Raw genomic sequence first — 16,859 nt, forward strand, 5'->3', positions numbered from 1 at the left:
CTTGCCCCCTAGCTTATGGTTCGACAAAGAGCACTAGCGCATCTTCATCATATCTTACAATGTAAACCTTATCGTCAATGGACAGCTCATCATAGGTGATTTGCTTATCGTTTTTCATGATAATCGCATTTGTAAGTTCCACAAATGTTTCTGTGGTGTTTGGTACCCATTCGCCATGATGCCTTAAGAAGTTATAGGAATCATAGAGACCGATTCGCTTCCACTGATTGTTGAACTCACTGATTTGTCCTGTCGTGAGTACCGTATCCTCCAAAATGTTGTTCAAGACATCGTCTATCTTCGTTTCTGAGGTAATCGTGTCATCGATATTGTCGAATTCAATGAACTCCTTAAATCTTAGGTTCATGGCCAGAACATTGTCCGATCCATCTGTGATATAGATACCGTAATACCTTTCCTTGCTTAAGCCTTTTCCGTCGATACTGTCATTTTCGGTTCTGCTATAAGATCCGTGGAAGAGTTCTTCCCTGGTGATCGTTGACTTGAGCTTATAATCGTAGATATCGGTGTCGTCGCTCAGGCCCAGTAGCAGCTCACCCTGGTCCACCTTTGTCCAGTCGCTGTTCTCTATGCTCGAAAAATTATTTAACAGCAGACTATAGGAATTCACTTCTTCCAGCGCACCAATGTAGATGCTGTCGAAGATGGTATCGAAATTGCCCACGACTTTGATGAGCTGCGCATAGTCTATGCCATTGACCTGATTCGATACGACAAACACATTGGCATCGTCTCTAAGTGCGTTTTCATCTACAAGGCGGTTCTCCTGCATGAAGATAGTCGCTTCGTCATAGCGGATGTTCCGATTGTTCTTAAGCTCCATACGGTCTAAAACGTTGCTGTAGTCCTTTATTCCTTCGGCATAGTTTTTCTCATATCCTTTTTTGAAGATGAGCTGTGCGATTTCTTTTGTTCCGAAATTGTTCCTTATCACAAAATAAGCATCTTTTTCCTGATAGCTCTTATTGAGCTGCGCTTGGGTGATGATTTCGCCGTCATCATAGATCAGCGCGTCGTTTGCAAGCCTGTAGGTCTCAGTGTATGGATCTGATTCGGATATCCATACTGAGTTTTGTAACCTGAAACGGTTGTTGATGCTTAAAGTGTCTGTAAACTGATTGTAATTGGACACACGGCCCTTTAGCACTTTCGTAAGCAGCTGTTCCGCGCCTTCGATGACAACGCGCGATGGAATCTTAGAATAGATGTTGTCGAAATACAGCTTGACCCTGTCGCCTGTCTTTAAGGTACTGACATTGACTCTCTCATTGTCCTTGTAGATCAATGTGGAAGGTCCGATTTCGTACATGGTGCTTTCATCTTTCAATATTACTTTACCGCCGACGATCGACTGAATCGTAGCCATTTTAATTTTACCGTCATCCGGAATATAGCCGGGTATCGGCTGATAGGAGTCCGATACGATATGGACGGCACGATTGTTGATGACCTGAACTGTCGTAGACGCGCCTACTTTCAAATCAGCGAGTGTCGCCTTATAGAAGTTGACGCTGATCTGCGCATCCGGGTCCACTGCCAGTATCACCAGTTCGTTCTTATAATCGAACAGTACGATCTGTGCAGGATCGGTGGTCTGATCTACAAACCGTAAGGTTCCTTTCACTTCTTTTACTTCGGACTTTCCAACGGATACATAAAGCACTTCATTTTCAAGCGAGTAAACGGTCACCAAGTCCCCTGCGACCAGGTCCTTAGGCTGTTTATATTGTATGCCGTCAACGACGATGTAGTCGTTAGCAATTCCCGAAACATTGTCTTTGACACTTAAAAGGTCTATCATGGCGTCATCGTCAAGCTCTACTCTGATTCTTCTGTTGGTCTGATCGATCGCGTCGACGGTCAGATTTTCAGTCAGATTGGACAAGACCCTTCCCTGGCGCACCTGAATGTCGTCAAGATTTTTAAAGTACTGCAGAAGACGGTCTGTGGTCTGATGGTCCTCCAGAACAACAGTGAACTTGACCATCTCGTCCTGGGTGATATAAGAGATCTCATCACCCAAGCGAAGTGCTGTCTGGTTCTTTAACCCCTGCTTATACACCGCAAGTCCTGTTTTTGCTCCAAAGGTAGGCGCACCTACCTGAATCCGTTTGATCGAATTATCGATATTTCTGATGTAGTAGTCAGTGAAGGTTCCTGTAGGATCTGTGGATTCCTTCATTCCGATGACGACACCGTATTGGGTCAACAAACCTAAGTTGTCTTCAAACTGTTCAAAGACTTGCCCAAGTACAGCTGCGAACTCTTTTCTGCTCATCGGGCCGTACGGGTTGAATCGACCATCGGCTTCAAGGCTCATGATTCGTTGGTCGATCAAGGTTTCAATAGCATCCAGATTCTCCACTCTGATCTGCTGCCAGTCCGAGGCTCCATATAAGGCATTCTGCCCAAACTGGGAATCGATACCCGATGCCTTTACAATCCAGACACCGATATTCTCTCGAGTCGCTTTCTGAGCATAGCCGACCTCTTCGACTACGCCCAGTATTCCAAGGGTTTTCGCTTCTTGATAATAGGCGTCATAAAGCGCCATCATCAAAGTCGACGCAGGCACACCGGGATTGTTGTTGATCACCCTTTGCTTGATCGCCTGATCATCTCCGAACATCCTGACGAGCATGGTGAGCACTTGAATGTTGGTTATCTCCTGGTTGGCGCCGAATTTATTGCCGCCAATTCCTTTTGTGATATCGAACATGGCAAGTCTCACGGCGTTTATCTTATCCTGCCCCGAAACATCGGTAAAATCATATTGGCTGATACGAAGCTGAAAATCCTTGTCGCCAACATAGTCCACAGGTATTTCTTCTGGCAAACTCAAGGCACGGTATTCCTGAACGTATTGAATTTGATTGTAGGGATTGTCGTAAGGGTTCATCCACGCGACTTGCAGTAGCATGAATGTTACGAGTATTAAGCTAATTAATCGTTTCATCTTGCGCTCCTTAATTGTTAACAGTCAAAACATAATAACCACTCGACATGACTTGAATTTTAACTTCATTCGTTGATCTATCAATTGACGAGTTAACAATTGACCATTTCCTTGCGTTTGTATCATAGTGATAAACAGTATAGCTAGATGCTTTTACACTTACTTGCTGTGAGGCGATATTGAATCTGACATCGATTGGAATGATCAGATTGCCTAAATTTCGAGTTCCTGTGTTGTTCGCGATTGTAAAATCGATGCTCACCACAGGCGAGACCGTCTTGACGGTTCTTGGCAACTGGCTTATCGCACTGCTTGTGGAACTGTTCTGCTGCAGGTCTGTCGACCATGTCACATATTCCTTGCTGATTGTGTTGTTCAGTTTAAACTGATCGTTATTGAATCCATAGGGAACATAACTCAAATCCAGTAGTTCCGATCCCAGCGTCATACGCGAATAGTTGCTTTGAATCATCGCATCAGGCATGATGATCTTGATCTTTTTCATGTCCTTGAAGGCGTCCGAAGTCAGATCCACCTGAATGTTTGATGAGAACCTTTCATCCGTAAAGAGGATGGTCAGGTCAGATCCTAACATTTCGCTGGTCGCAATCTCTTTTAATCCTGGAAGCAGTCCACCGTCGTTGTCGGGATCGCCCAAGGTTACTATCTTCTCATACTGAGCGTACTCGAGATAGACGATGTTCGACCATGCCGATGAGCCGTATTCATTGACTGCCTTTACGACAAAATAGATTTTGTCAGGGGAAACCAAATCGTAAAACCCGTCGAGTCTAGTAATCTTATAGGGTTCTAGGGTTGTTGTCCCTAAAGAGTTGAAATCCCTATAGTCGTTACTTGTCAGCTGTGTTCTCGATTTTCTTCCAAGATAGGTATAAAGCTCATAATACTTCACATTATCCACGTGGTAGTTGAACAGCTTGATATACTGGTCGTTCACCACTTCAACCTTTAACGAAGTCGGCGCTGAAGGAACAGGAACACTATACCTGATCTTCGCATTCGAATCGCTAAGTCCCGTATCGGGATTGATGACTGTGAGTACATATTCCCTTTCTTCGAAGACTTCGGGTGTGGTGACAAGCAGCGTGTTCTCATCGACAAACTCCACTTTAGGCGCCAGCACTCCACCTTGTATCACATAGGTCTTGTCGTCCTTGTAAAATCCGATTTCACCGGTACTTCCAGCAATCTGAAGTATCCGCTGCCCTCCGAAAACGACTTTCGCACCGCTTTGGAAGTTGGTGCCTGTCAGTTTGATCACTTGACCGCCTTCAGTGGAAACCACTGATACGGGACTTGAACCGTCTTTTGAAACTATCTCATCTGCCACTGTAGGGTAGCTGATTACCGTCAAGGCGCCGTTAAGTGTCACTGTACCGAAGTCGGTATTGATGACCTGAATATTTTTGGGACCGGCTGTCAAATTGGCCGGAACCACAAATTGGATGAATCGTCCGACATCCTCAATTGCAAAAGGCGTAACCGGAACGCCACCTATGGAACCGATGATGACTAAGGCTCCTGCCCTGAAGTCTGTTCCGCGTATCTCTACCACATTTCCGCCATACTGGGATGTGCGATTTGGAACCAGTCCCTTGATCACAGGTAAACTGAGCGGCTTACGGTAGATGAAGTAGATCAGACGCTTATCGGTTCCCAGCTTGTTCACATCCGTCGTATTGGCGATACCTCCATCGGTGTTTTCAATGATGATAGGCAGCTTCACGTTGATGTCTGTGGCGCTCCCCGCCGGAACTTTCGCAATGATGACCTCAAGGTCGTTCACTTCATCGTAGGTGATGTCGAGCACTTGTGCGGCTTTCGTTCCAAGATAGACCTTGACCCCGTCCCTAAAATCATGTCCTCTGATTTCGATGTCTATTCCACCGCTTATCGAGGCCTGTACCATTCGCTGTTCCGTACCGGTCGGATTCTCTACCGAATTGGCCGGTATGGGTTCGAAGGGACTTACTGATTGTATGGTCGGTTTTGATGCCGGGTTGGTGAACTTGAATCCGATGGTTGCGACTCCACCGTCCGGATTGAACACATACACGGTGACAGGATCCACAGTGTAATATGCGGGTGTGGTTAATGTCAGCTTGCCGGTCGTTTCAAAATCGACCTTTGGCGCATAGCCTCTACCAACAAACAAACGCTTACTGATAGGATCCACTTTTACCCTGATCCATTCATAATCCGTTGCTGTATTGAAGACTGTCGGCGTGGTGTAATTGTAGCCGACGGGTTGATAATAGTAAATGTCATTTTTCAGCATTCCCGTAGGAATGAATACTTCCGAACCGTCATAGTTTGTAAAGCTCCTGGAATAGATGACTCCGCCTTCTTCGAGTTTAACATCGATGCCGCCTGCATTTCCGTCATAGGATACACTCAGGCCGCCTTCGATGTTCACTGTCGCCCTATTCGCGTTGATCCGTCCATCGTTCGCGTTTCCTATAGGAACAGAGGTGTTGGTCAGGTCTCCAAAGCGCACAAGCGCTTCGACCTGGTTTCCAGAGTCCACAATCTGCGTGGCGTCGTCGTTCAGATAAGCCATAAAGGAGTCATCGGCAAATCCGCTACCGACGATCTCGCGTAGTTCTCCGCCTGTTCTAGCGCCTTGGTTTGGATTGATATAGGTGACTTTCGGTTTTGAAGCTTCAAAGGTGTAGCTCATTTTGTTGGATACGCCCGCGTCGTTGTTCATCACGATGACGTCTTTTACGCCTTCTGTGTTCGTCGGCACGATCACCTTAAGATAATCCACATCAAAGTCAACTATTTTTGCCAGCTGCGTTCCAAAGTAGACCCTTGGTAAAATCGGTGAGGCATAGTAGTAGTCATATCCGTAATAGTTGGCCCCGCCCGGCATCGACGTCTGTTCCCATAAGTCGACACTTCCTTCATATCTCTTCTGAAGCAGATGGTCCCATTTGACCACGGTAGCGAGTTTGCTGTTGATATTGGTGAAGGTGTCGATTCCGGTGTCGTAGCCAGAGCCTCCGCCTAGATTGACGTAGGGTTCAAAGAATCTGAAGTCTTCGCCGATGATCTCGACTACCTCTCCACCGTTGGTGCTACCTTTATTTAGAATAACCTGACTTATTTTTGGCGTCGATGCAGGCTTCACATAGGTAAAACCGTCTTTGAGCTGCGCGCTACCGCCGTCGTTGTTGACAATAACGACGGATACCGCCAGTTCACCGACTCCGAAAACTTCAGTGATATCGACTGGATACGTCGGCACCTTTACTTCCATCTGCGTCCCTGCCAGATTGACCGACTTGTTTGCAGGAGGTACGAGTATTCCGTCAAAATAGATCTGAGAGGTTTCTTTAAAATCCTTACCGATCACTGTAACGATATATCCGCCCGATACCGATCCGCGGTCCGGGGTGATGCTTGCGATGCTCGGTTGAGTCGCCGGTAGGTGATAATAATAGAATCCGTCGATCTTCGTATCCGACTTGGTATCTGGATTGACTACCGTAACATCCTTGGGTCCGGTGCTCGAAGCGATATTCGGAACGACGAACTCGAGCTTGTCTTTTGTAGCGACCTTCACACGGCTTCCGACAATACGTTTGTCGTTACTGTCATAGGTAAAGGCTGTGCGCATCTTCAGCACGATCGGCTGAGCCGTGTTCACGGTCAAGTTCGTCTGGTTGATGCTCACGTCATAAGCGTTGAGCGACTGGTCTATGGCCTTGAATACGGGAACATCGACACTAGAGCCCGTGGCTTTTATGGTAAATACGTTGAACTGTCCGTTTGTCAGCCTTAGGCTGTTGTCCGCCAGCTTTTGAAGTGTGAAGAAGTCACCTGTGTTCTCATCTTCAAGAATCACTGCATACCAGTAGTCGGAAAGATCCGCGGTCAACTTTTTATTGATCGTATAGTTGGCCCTTAACAGGTTGTTGTCAAGTCTTACCTTAAAGGTGACGGGACTTGCAGCGTTTATGGTGATTGAGCTTGCATTGAACGTAAAGGCTCCTACTAGGGCGCCGGTATTGTCAAAGGCCTGGTAGCCGCTGATCTCATTGTACTTCAAGGTGTAGATGATCTGATTCCCGTCATAGATCTGAGGGTTTCCATCCGCATCAAAAGTAAGCTCGTAAACCACCTGATCGTCTTGGCTTGTGATCAGTGTATTTACATAAAACGGCGACACTTTGATTCTACCCGCTTCATTGCTCACCAGATTATAGGTCGAATCGGGAGAGGTGTAGTCTATAAATTCGATTTCTCCGAAGCTGTTGTAGTTATAGGTATTGATATCCTCACCGTCAAGCAGCACTCTTGTTCCCAGCAGCCTGAATCCGTCAAGGCCTTCGGCTGTCGCTGCCGCAGCATCGGGTTTGAAGTAGTTGTCTCCAGAGACAACCACCAAGGTGTCCACAGTTCCCTTATTGGGCGAAACCACATTGATGAGCGGGTCCTGATTGAAGGACTGCACATAGTAGAAGTCCCTCACTGCAAGTCCACCAAGCGGATTAAGCACCTGAACCTGAGTTTTTGTGACACGTCCGACAGGAGCCCTGAAGGTCAGCGTCATGCTGTTACCCTGGGGGTCGATCGCACGGACGACTTCACCTACATCGATTCCGTCGATGTACACCTTGACGCCGTCCTGAAAGTTCGAACCTGTGATAACGATCTCTTCTCTTGAATCCGCAGTGACAATGCTTGGTACCACCGATTCAATCACAGGCGTGTCTGTAGCAAGCACAAAGTCAATGATGTCGAGCACGACATAGCCGTCCCCTAAGTCATTGGAATTTCTTTTTGGATTGATGACCTGAATGTTTTTCTTCCCACCGGACGGCAGGGTCACTTCCCTTGGAAGGTAGACATTGATTCTCTGCCCGATCTCGTTGCCGACCGAGCCGTCGATGATGTTCTTATTGCTATCAAGGATGACCATGTCCACACTGACTCCCGGCACGATCCCGTCTTTATCGTAGATCGTTCCGTTAGGCGAGCCGCTGGTGTCGTTCTTATCGAATTTGACAACATAGTCGCCGTCACCTAGGGTGTCGGTCACCTGGATGAGCACGACTGGGTAGTTAGTGTGGATGATTCCAGAGGAATCGGTATATTTATTAACCAGGAAGTCGTCCCCTTCAATGGAAAGAAGGGTGTTTTCCTTTGGACTGAATGCAGGATTGATCTGCACCTTGTCCGGAGTCACGCTGTTGATGATCGGTTCTATCGAACTTGGAATAAACTCGAATCCGTCAAGTACGGTGACCGATTGGCTGAAGGTGAAGACTAGACCGTTTTCATCCACGATTTCCGTATCGAGTTCCACGATGACGTCTTTGAATGGATCAGCCTGGGCATCGTCGATGATATCGGATATCGTATAAAGATAATCGTCCGCACCGATTTTTGCATACTTGACTGTTCCTGTACCCGTCAGTTCGAAGAAGGCCTGCTTTGAGATGATCGCTTTGATTGTTCTTGATAGCGTATCGACAGGCACCCCCTTGAAGGTCAGGTTTGTTTCATCAAAATCGATGTTCATCACCCTGTTGGCAGCCGATGGCGTCGCAGAAGTGATTCCGATCGATCCTGATCCCGAGACAAGTTCCGGGATGTTCGGTGTAATCAGATTACGACCGATGATCTGTATGTTGGCTCCCTCATCCGTTCCGGTCTTGGGATTTATCTTTGTAATCGTTGGTTTGAAGACCGCATCGAGCAGGTTGAAGCCTTCGGTCAGATCGTATCTAGCGACGATCTCGTTGTTCACCACATCGACAACCACAACCCTCTTGGTACCAAGGGCGATCTGGGTGTTGTTGGGTATCTGAACGCTCATTCTCTGCTTATCGGACGACAGGGAGACGCTCGGCGACCTCTTATCCTCAGAAAATGCGAAATCATTGTCGGTCGTATTTAAAAAATAGACCTGATAGTTTCTGGCATCTGAGAATTTAGTCGAACTAAGCGTGATGATATCACCCTTGCTGGCGGCATTGGGATACATGCTTACAGGAGCGATATCCAGGTTTTCTAAAATTCTGAATGCGTTTTGATAATAATACGTAACTTCGATATTGGGATCACCGGCAGCGGTCTGCGTGAGCGTGATGTCCTGGTATCCCAAGGCTCCTGGCGCTGTAGGTGAAAAAGCCACATCCGAAGCGGTCTGACCGATTCCGGATAGGTAGTCTCGAATGTTGTACTGCTGGATACCGCGACCAAAAGTTCCCGTGATGGTGGTATCGTTGATTCTGTCAAGATTGGAACCGCTGATCACAATTTCCTCCGCCTCGTCCTGGTTGACGATCGCAGTGCTTGAGCTTGTGATGTTCGGGAAGTTCGGCGTGTTCAGGTTGATGATCTTGTTCCCGATGTATATTTTACCTGTAAACGAGTCCGCCTCATCGAAGTCCAACACGTAATTCAAGAAGAAATCGTTCGAATCCGCATGCAAGGTTCCAAGCGCTGTCGGAATACCGCCCTCTATTTCAAACAGGACGTTGATTCCAGTAAGGTTGCTACCGATCAGGATGACATTACCGCCTGTGACATCGTAGCCAACATGTTGCTTGATGAACTTGACATTGGTGACGGTCGCGCCGTCCCCGACATCGAGCGCCCAAGCGGTAAGTGGCGCGACATAGGTGAAATGACTGAGCATCAAGAGTGCGACTAGGATCAGTGAAATTATTTTTTTCATAGTGCGCCTCCTAATTGTAGATATCAAGCAGCATCACCCCTTGGTAACGTACCTGAATATACGGTTTCGATTTGGGTTGTGTCGATTGAAGCGTCCCGGTCGAAGTCAAGTAGTAGACTTCACCAAAGGAATATTGCAGATTTGTGCTTTCCCATTTATCTTTGGCCTGCAGCAAAAGACGCTCCACTCCCGTATAGGACCATTTTTGAATTAGAATGTCATAGAGGTCCAGCCACTGCTGCTCGATGTCGATCGCCGACCTATCCTCCGGTGCGAAGCCGGACTGAATTCTGAGGGTTATGCCCATGTCGGATCGTTCGCTGAGCACCAGCTGGGTTGCGCCTGTGGTCGGGGTCTTGTAAGCGTTGATAAAGTCCGTCGACGCCTGTGGTCTATCGAGTCCCCACTTATACTTGGTGAGTATGTTGTCGACGAGCATGAAGACCTGTTCTCTTGTCGCGTCATTTTTAGGCGCGAATCGGTTGTTGCCGACTCCGTTGACTAGACCGTGGAATTTACAGTAGTTGACACCGGTCTTTGCCCATGAGGCAATTTGACCGTCGTCTGAAAAAGGCGTCTGAGTCCCGTACTCAGGAGAAAGACCCAAGATCGTAAGCTCCCTATAGAGCATGGTTGCGATCTGTTCTCTTGTAACTTTGGCCTTAGGCGCGAAAACGGTCGATGACATGCCGTTGACAATCCCAAGCCGGTAAGCGGCCCCCACATACGGATTGTCCGTGTCTTCAAAGTTATGGGTCTGCGGCAAGAGCTCTAAAACCGTACCGCTCGCCTTGATATATAGCCTTACCGCCATTTCAGCGAATTCTTCCCTTGTGATGGCTTGCTGCATCGCGTTCAAGTCCGAAAGGGCTCCTTCGACGACGCCTTGAATATTAAGCTTAAAGACTGCGCGCTGCGACCAGGTCGCGGGAAGCGCCCATGCCCCCTGAAGGGTCAGCAGTAAAGCAAGGATCAGTATTAACGTTCTTTTCATATATTACGCACCTTTCCATCTTGGTGATATAAACATTGACCTACAGTATGTTATCGGCAAAACTAGGCCATCCATAAAGGGTCTAGAGTACTAAAACAGCTAATTCGCCTAATTTAATTATACCTTATTCGCACCCTGCCTTATTTTAAATTCAGATTACGAGTTTTTTGAAATTGAAGTGGCCATCACCCGTGACTTCTGATAAACTACAGTCATACCATTACAGTAAGAAGGAGGCTACTATGGATTTTGTTAAAGAATACCTTACCGCGGTAGATATCGCAGGCATCGCATATGCGCTGATCACATTCCTTGTCGGTTGGAGCATCATAGGCGCTGTCAATAAATACATGCCCAAAACCCTTGCAAAAACAAAATTGGACGACACACTCAAGCCCTTCGTCACTTCACTTATCATAATCGGAGCAAAAGTGATTCTGATTGTAACCGTCATAGGAATGCTCGGTGTTGAGAACACCAGTTTCGTCGCAATTCTGGGGGCGGCAAGTTTTGCAGTAGGTCTCGCCTTTCAAGGCACGCTCTCAAACTTCGCAGGTGGCGTACTGCTGATCACACTGCGACCCTTCAAGGTCGGCGATGTCATCTCAGCCGCTGGATTCACAGGCACCGTCGAAGCGGTACACATCTTCAACACCGTCATCGTCACACCCGACAACAAAGTCGCGCTCATTCCAAACGGAACATTATCAAACACAAGCATACTCAACTATTCCATCAAGGATACAAGACGTGTGGATTTGAATTTCGGTGTAGGCTATGATGCGGATATCGACCGAGTCAAAAGCATCTTGTCAGAGATCATCGCAAATCAGCCGGGAACCCTTTCCGATCCAGCGCCCTTTGTCGCCGTTTCTGAACACGCCGACAGCGCAGTCATCTTTGTCGTTCGCGTCTGGGTCAATGCAGCCGACTTCTGGGCGGTTCACTTTGGACTTCTCGAGACGGTTAAAAAGCGATTCGACCAAGAGAACATCAGCATTCCTTATCCGCAAATGGATGTTCATTTAGACAAATAGAAAGGACTCTTCATGTTCGCACCTAAATTACCTAATGATCCGCACCTGCTGCTAAGTATGGTCAACATGAAATTGAGAGATGAGTACGATTCACTTCACGCGCTTGTCGATGATTTTCATATCGACAGCCACGATCTGATCAACAAACTCGCACTTCATGGATATGTCTATCATGAGAAGAACAACCAGTTTGTTCATCAAGAGGTTTTTCAGAAATAAGAAAGTCCACCCGATATTGATTTTGTCGGGTGGACTTTTATCTTTTATTCGATAAGCAGGATCAGGTTCATGTTTTTGATTGAGATGGTGGTTCTATCACCGTTCATTTCGCCATTGATGTTTTGAACGATGGCCTTATAGGTTTTTCCGTTTTCCTCAAAGACGATTGTCGCATCATCGGCACTTACCATAGCGTCCCTGTTCTCTCTCCCTTCGATCCATTTGATGATGGGAAGGTTTGTGAGATAGACGTCCTTATCGTAAACGTCAAAGTCTCCCGCCTCATTTTCAATCAGATGGACTCCCAGCTTATTTTGAACCCCGTCATACCAGTTGATCCTGACGAGCCTTGTATATCCCTCGATATCCATATCCATCTGTTCGTTATCCGACCAGTAACTGAAGTATTCTTCCTGGAATCTAGGATATCCGTATCCGTCATACTCAAAACCGAAGACCTCTTTTGTGTCGCTCGTTTCAAACCCCTCAGGCAGGAGCTTTAGGTCGCTTAGTTCGTGCTGCCAGCTGAAGTAGTGGATGGCGTCGATGACCACACGCTCTTGTTCCTCTGTCAGATCGGTCCTTGCTATGATGACTGAGTCTGTCAGCATGCCATACTCGGTAAGAGCCTTTTCAAATCTTGCATTTTGCTGCCATATGCTCATAGGATACGCGCCAAGCGGTCCGTACATGGTTAGGAGCATTACGATTACAGCGGTCATCACAATCACCTGATTGACCTTCTTCTTACTCACAATCAGGTAGATCATATTCCCGAGCACCCAGATGCCAAGCGCCACCACGAAGTAGCGTTTGACCGTCAATCCATACGCGTCGATGCGTATGAACATCGCATAAAACATCATGGCAAGGGGCAGGAGGATGGCGATAGGCATGTATTTATGAAAGAGCTTTGAGAACGCGTTGGCATCCTTTTGGCCGCTGGTGAAAAAGAGAACCACAAGTGTGATGCCGCTGTACCAGATCACAAGGTTTCCTATAATGTTTTCAGGTAGCGTCATGCCTATCATAAGCTTTATGAAATAGGCGTATAGGATGCCTGTGTAGATGCTGAGAATCGGCATTACGATATAGACAAAAAGTATTTTGAACACATTCGAATAGGAGAAATTCTCGATTTCCTGCGCTGATCTTATCAGACCGCCTAAAAAATAAGTAGGTGCGAATCCTGTCGCCACGACCACAAACGTGTCGGAGTATAGGTCGCTTTTGATATCGATACCGAACAGCTCTTCAAGCGCGAAGTAGATCGCAGCCAGTCCCAGAAACAGTACCAGCGAGTACAAGAAGGTGACTGCAAAATCAGCGATCAGTTTCAGTACATAAAGCGCATACCCCCTTTTCTGATAAAAGAAGGGAATCAGCGTGAAGGACAAATATAAGCTTACATTGACGACAAACACCCGAAGGGCGAAGATGTCGTTGATCTCTTTAGGAATCGTCAGATAGAAAAGGATCAGTAAAACCCCTGCAAAAACGTCCATCGCGATCCTATGCCAGTTCTTTTTAAAATAGGATTCATGAAGCATCTTAACACTCAGGAGCATCGGTACCCCCAGTGAAAAAGTGAGCAGCAGGTGTTCAAGCATGTTACGGTAATCCGTCTGAGTGTATGAGGCATGATTCATGAGAATCGCCGTCACACCAAAAGCATACGCCAGCAAAAGTGCTTCAGGGTACCTTTCGATGGAGTGTTTTAGTGTTTTGAATGCGGTGATAAACCAAGTTTTCAATTTTATGATCATAACATAACCTCCTCGTTTCCACCATTATACCCTTATCAGCATAAAAAACCATTACAGGCACATTAAAAAACCTAGCATAAATGCTAGGTTTAAGAATTAAAATTTAACGCTCATGATTTCAATGACCGAATAGATGCCAAAATTAATCGCTAAAAAGAAGGTCGAAACTGCTGCAAAATAGGCAAACCACGTCAGCTTTCGATTACCGTCCGTATGGGTATTCGCAAACAATGCGATCAGTCCGCTTGCTCCGATGATCAGCGCGTAAACCACACCGGCGAATAGATCATGGGATACCAGTATGTCGGCGAATGTATACCCCTTGAGCTGTTTGATCATGCTCATGTACAGCACCATCAAGAGATACACAACGTGGATTCCGCCAAGGTAAACACCCACGCCGATCAATTTCTTATCCACTTTTCTTAGCTGCTGGTTGATAAGATGTGCGATACCGATCAAGATGAGATCGAACATGAACAGCGGTATGAATGTTGTGATCAGTACCGGGAAAGCACCCGCCAAAATGATGATATAAGGTATGGTCCAGTAGTCATTCTTACTTGGTTTCATGGATATGTCGACAAGCTTTTGCTGATTGCTCGACAACTTAAGCTCCTTGCCTGAGGTGGTCAGATCAAACCAAAGCAGATACTCAGCTCCGCCAAGTGTAAGGTACTCCGGGTTTAAGCCGGTTTGCTTTGTATTGGTGAGCCTTGTTCCCTGCCTATATCCCTTGTCCGTGTTCCATTTCACAAAATCTACGTTTCCTGAAACATCGATCAGACTGACTACCTCAAAATTATCAGGTGTCGCATCCAAGATGAGTCCGGCCTTTTGAAGTGCGGCATCCTTATAGGATTCGACATGGATCACATTTGAGTCGTCCATCAGGACATAGGAGATCACGCCATAAGCTACACCTTGCTCAATCACTGTTTTTGAGTACATGATTGCGATACCGTCATCGGTGATGACGACATCCTTTACATCACCAAATGCCAAACTGTTCTCGGGTTCGAAAATAATGGATTCTGTGATTGATTTTGTAGCGACATCATAACTTGTGTATACGCCTTTATAGCTTCCAGATACTCCGATATTGGTGATGATGGTCAGCTTACCCTCATCATGGACCGCCCCAAGGCTTTTAATCCTTCCGACTTCCCACTGATCGATCAACTCACCGCTTTTGAATATCCTTATCTCGGTTCCGTCATGGGTCACCGCGTACTGGTCTGAAGCCGAGAGCCCCATGTCCCCTTCGGATACGTTGACCGACCTGTCCAGCTGAAGTGTATCCGTGTCAATGCGCCCGAAGTTCAGGTTCTTTTCTTCGCGGTAGTAAACACCGATGGTCTGATCATCGATCAGGCTCGCATCGAGCATCCACACCGTATCGGTTCCAAGTTCGATGTCAGAAGCCCCGATCAGCTCACTGAGCTCGTTATATTTTTGCACATGCAGCTTTGTACCTTCAAATGCAAGTGCGATGAAGTGACTGTCGTCGACCTGAAGTATCTTTGAAGGAAAGAACCTTCTCATCGCATAATCGTCATAGTCCGCAAGAACAAACTCGTTGCTCCATCCTTCTGACGGCGTACGTGTCAGGTATTCAAGTAAATTTGAGATAGGTAGTATCAGCGACGCCATCAGAACCACCAAAAATAATGCGATTGCCTTTTTCATAAAACTCCCCCCTAGAGATACGAATAACCTCGAACATCACAGCCATCACGCTTTTTCTGTCTCCATACAGCGATGGAATAGAAGATGTGAACGAAGTTAACACAATTAGATGCTTTCAATTATATAACAATTCAGAAAATTGTCAATTGTACAGTTTGCGCACCTTGATAAAGAAATGTTCCTATGGTACATTTAAAGAATCAAGGGAGGTGATGAAGTGGCGACACTCGGTGAAAAGCTTAAACTATTAAGAAAAGAGATGGGACTCAGGCAAAGCGACGTGGTCGGCGAGGCCCTAAGCAGAACATCGCTATCCAAACTCGAAAACGATTTGACAAAGCCTTCGATCGAAACTCTCGAATACCTGTCGATGCGCTTTAAAAAACCTGTCGCTTACTTTTTCGACCACCCAAGCGACCTTGCGAACCCCAATCATGACAGAGAAGTCTATTACACCGAACTGCTTCAGACCATCCACTACGGCCAAGTCGCACTTCTCGATGAGTATCTGAAAGAATCCCATCCAGAAAACCTTAGTGACGAGGATCCTTTCAAGGGCAGGAGTTATCAAGCGGTGGCGGAGGCGTTCTTGACACATCGCGACTACGAGCGCTCAGAAGCCTATATCGCCATCGCCATTCCTTTATTAGACGTTTTTACAGACCTCTACCATTTGTCAAAAGCAAAATTGGTAAAAGGACATATTCTTCTATATAAGGAGCTTCAGGCAGAGGCGCTAGATACCTTCAAAGACGGACTAAACGACTTAAGGCACTCCTTCATTTCAGATTACGCGCTTGAAACGGAGTTTCTGTTGAATATCGCTACAGGATTCAAGAAAAAAAATCAGCCGATCGATGCGATCAACACTCTTCAGGATGCGCTCAGACTCGCCGACAAGCACCTTGTCTATACCTACACAGGTGAATTACTATCTCTGCTCGCTCAACTTCAAAGCGAGATCGGAGATATCAACAGCGCGATCAGAACCGCAAGACGCAGATGTTACCTATATGAGTTTACAGGGTCTTCACGTAAGCTGAACGAGACCTACGTGACCTTAAGCAGGTACTACTACAGCTGCCAGTCCTATAAGGAAGCCCAGGATCTAGTGACTGCGGCCACCGCCTATTTTACAGACGAAGACATCAGACTGTTTAGAATAGACGTTCTTCAGAAACTGCTTAACATCCAGCTCAATAGCGGCAAGCAGTTCGAATCGGACCTCATCCATGCCGTCTGGACCCGGTTCAATCCGGTCGAACGACTCCAGTGGCTAAGCGCCCTAAAGGAAAACATGCAGCGCCTGTCCTTCAGCATACAAAAGCTAGAACCGCTAAAAAAAATTCTGATCGGTGAAGATCCACTCGATAAGGATGCAATCACAGCCTTAGCTGACATCTACTCCTTAAGCGGAGAATACGAGACCGCATTTTCCCTTATAAAACTTACCAGATGAGGAGCC

General features: G+C 46.7%; 8 protein-coding genes. 3 read left to right on the plus strand and 5 right to left on the minus strand.

From position 1 onward, the window contains the following. Positions 1-13 precede the first annotated feature (13 nt). The 3 genes from DWB64_RS05150 to DWB64_RS05160 are packed head-to-tail and all read right to left on the minus strand — an operon-like array spanning position 14 to position 10,683. Positions 14-2,977, minus strand: coding sequence for an S-layer homology domain-containing protein (locus DWB64_RS05150; RefSeq protein ID WP_129487130.1), 2,964 nt, complete (start codon positions 2,975-2,977; stop codon positions 14-16). Between the two features lie 10 nt (positions 2,978-2,987). Next, entirely contained in the window at positions 2,988-9,689 is a 6,702-nt protein-coding gene (locus tag DWB64_RS05155; RefSeq protein WP_129487131.1) for an IPT/TIG domain-containing protein, read from the minus strand. Positions 9,690-9,699: 10 nt separating this feature from the next. Beyond that, on the minus strand, positions 9,700-10,683 hold the full coding sequence (locus DWB64_RS05160) for an S-layer homology domain-containing protein (protein WP_129487132.1): 984 nt from the start codon (positions 10,681-10,683) through the stop codon (positions 9,700-9,702). 242 nt (positions 10,684-10,925) lie between these two features. Between DWB64_RS05160 and DWB64_RS05165 the strand changes: the two genes are divergently transcribed. Beyond that, positions 10,926-11,720, plus strand: coding sequence for a mechanosensitive ion channel family protein (locus DWB64_RS05165; protein WP_129487133.1), 795 nt, complete (start codon positions 10,926-10,928; stop codon positions 11,718-11,720). Between the two features lie 12 nt (positions 11,721-11,732). Next, entirely contained in the window at positions 11,733-11,939 is a 207-nt protein-coding gene (locus tag DWB64_RS05170; protein WP_129487134.1) for a DUF4250 domain-containing protein, read from the plus strand. A 44-nt stretch (positions 11,940-11,983) separates the two neighbouring features. Here DWB64_RS05170 and DWB64_RS05175 read toward each other — a convergent pair whose 3' ends face one another. Together DWB64_RS05175 and DWB64_RS05180 are read right to left on the minus strand one after the other, a co-directional pair. Next, complete coding sequence (locus tag DWB64_RS05175) at positions 11,984-13,705, minus strand: DUF4153 domain-containing protein (RefSeq protein WP_129487135.1); 1,722 nt, start codon at positions 13,703-13,705, stop codon at positions 11,984-11,986. 96 nt (positions 13,706-13,801) lie between these two features. Then, positions 13,802-15,394 (minus strand): hypothetical protein, encoded by a 1,593-nt coding sequence (locus tag DWB64_RS05180; RefSeq protein WP_129487136.1) that lies wholly within the window; start codon positions 15,392-15,394, stop codon positions 13,802-13,804. A 217-nt stretch (positions 15,395-15,611) separates the two neighbouring features. Between DWB64_RS05180 and DWB64_RS05185 the strand changes: the two genes are divergently transcribed. Continuing rightward, on the plus strand, positions 15,612-16,853 hold the full coding sequence (locus DWB64_RS05185) for a helix-turn-helix domain-containing protein (RefSeq protein WP_129487137.1): 1,242 nt from the start codon (positions 15,612-15,614) through the stop codon (positions 16,851-16,853). The last annotated feature ends 6 nt before the right edge of the window (positions 16,854-16,859 follow it).

The organism is Fusibacter sp. A1 (genome assembly GCF_004125825.1).
Classification (GTDB): domain Bacteria; phylum Bacillota; class Clostridia; order Peptostreptococcales; family Acidaminobacteraceae; genus QQWI01.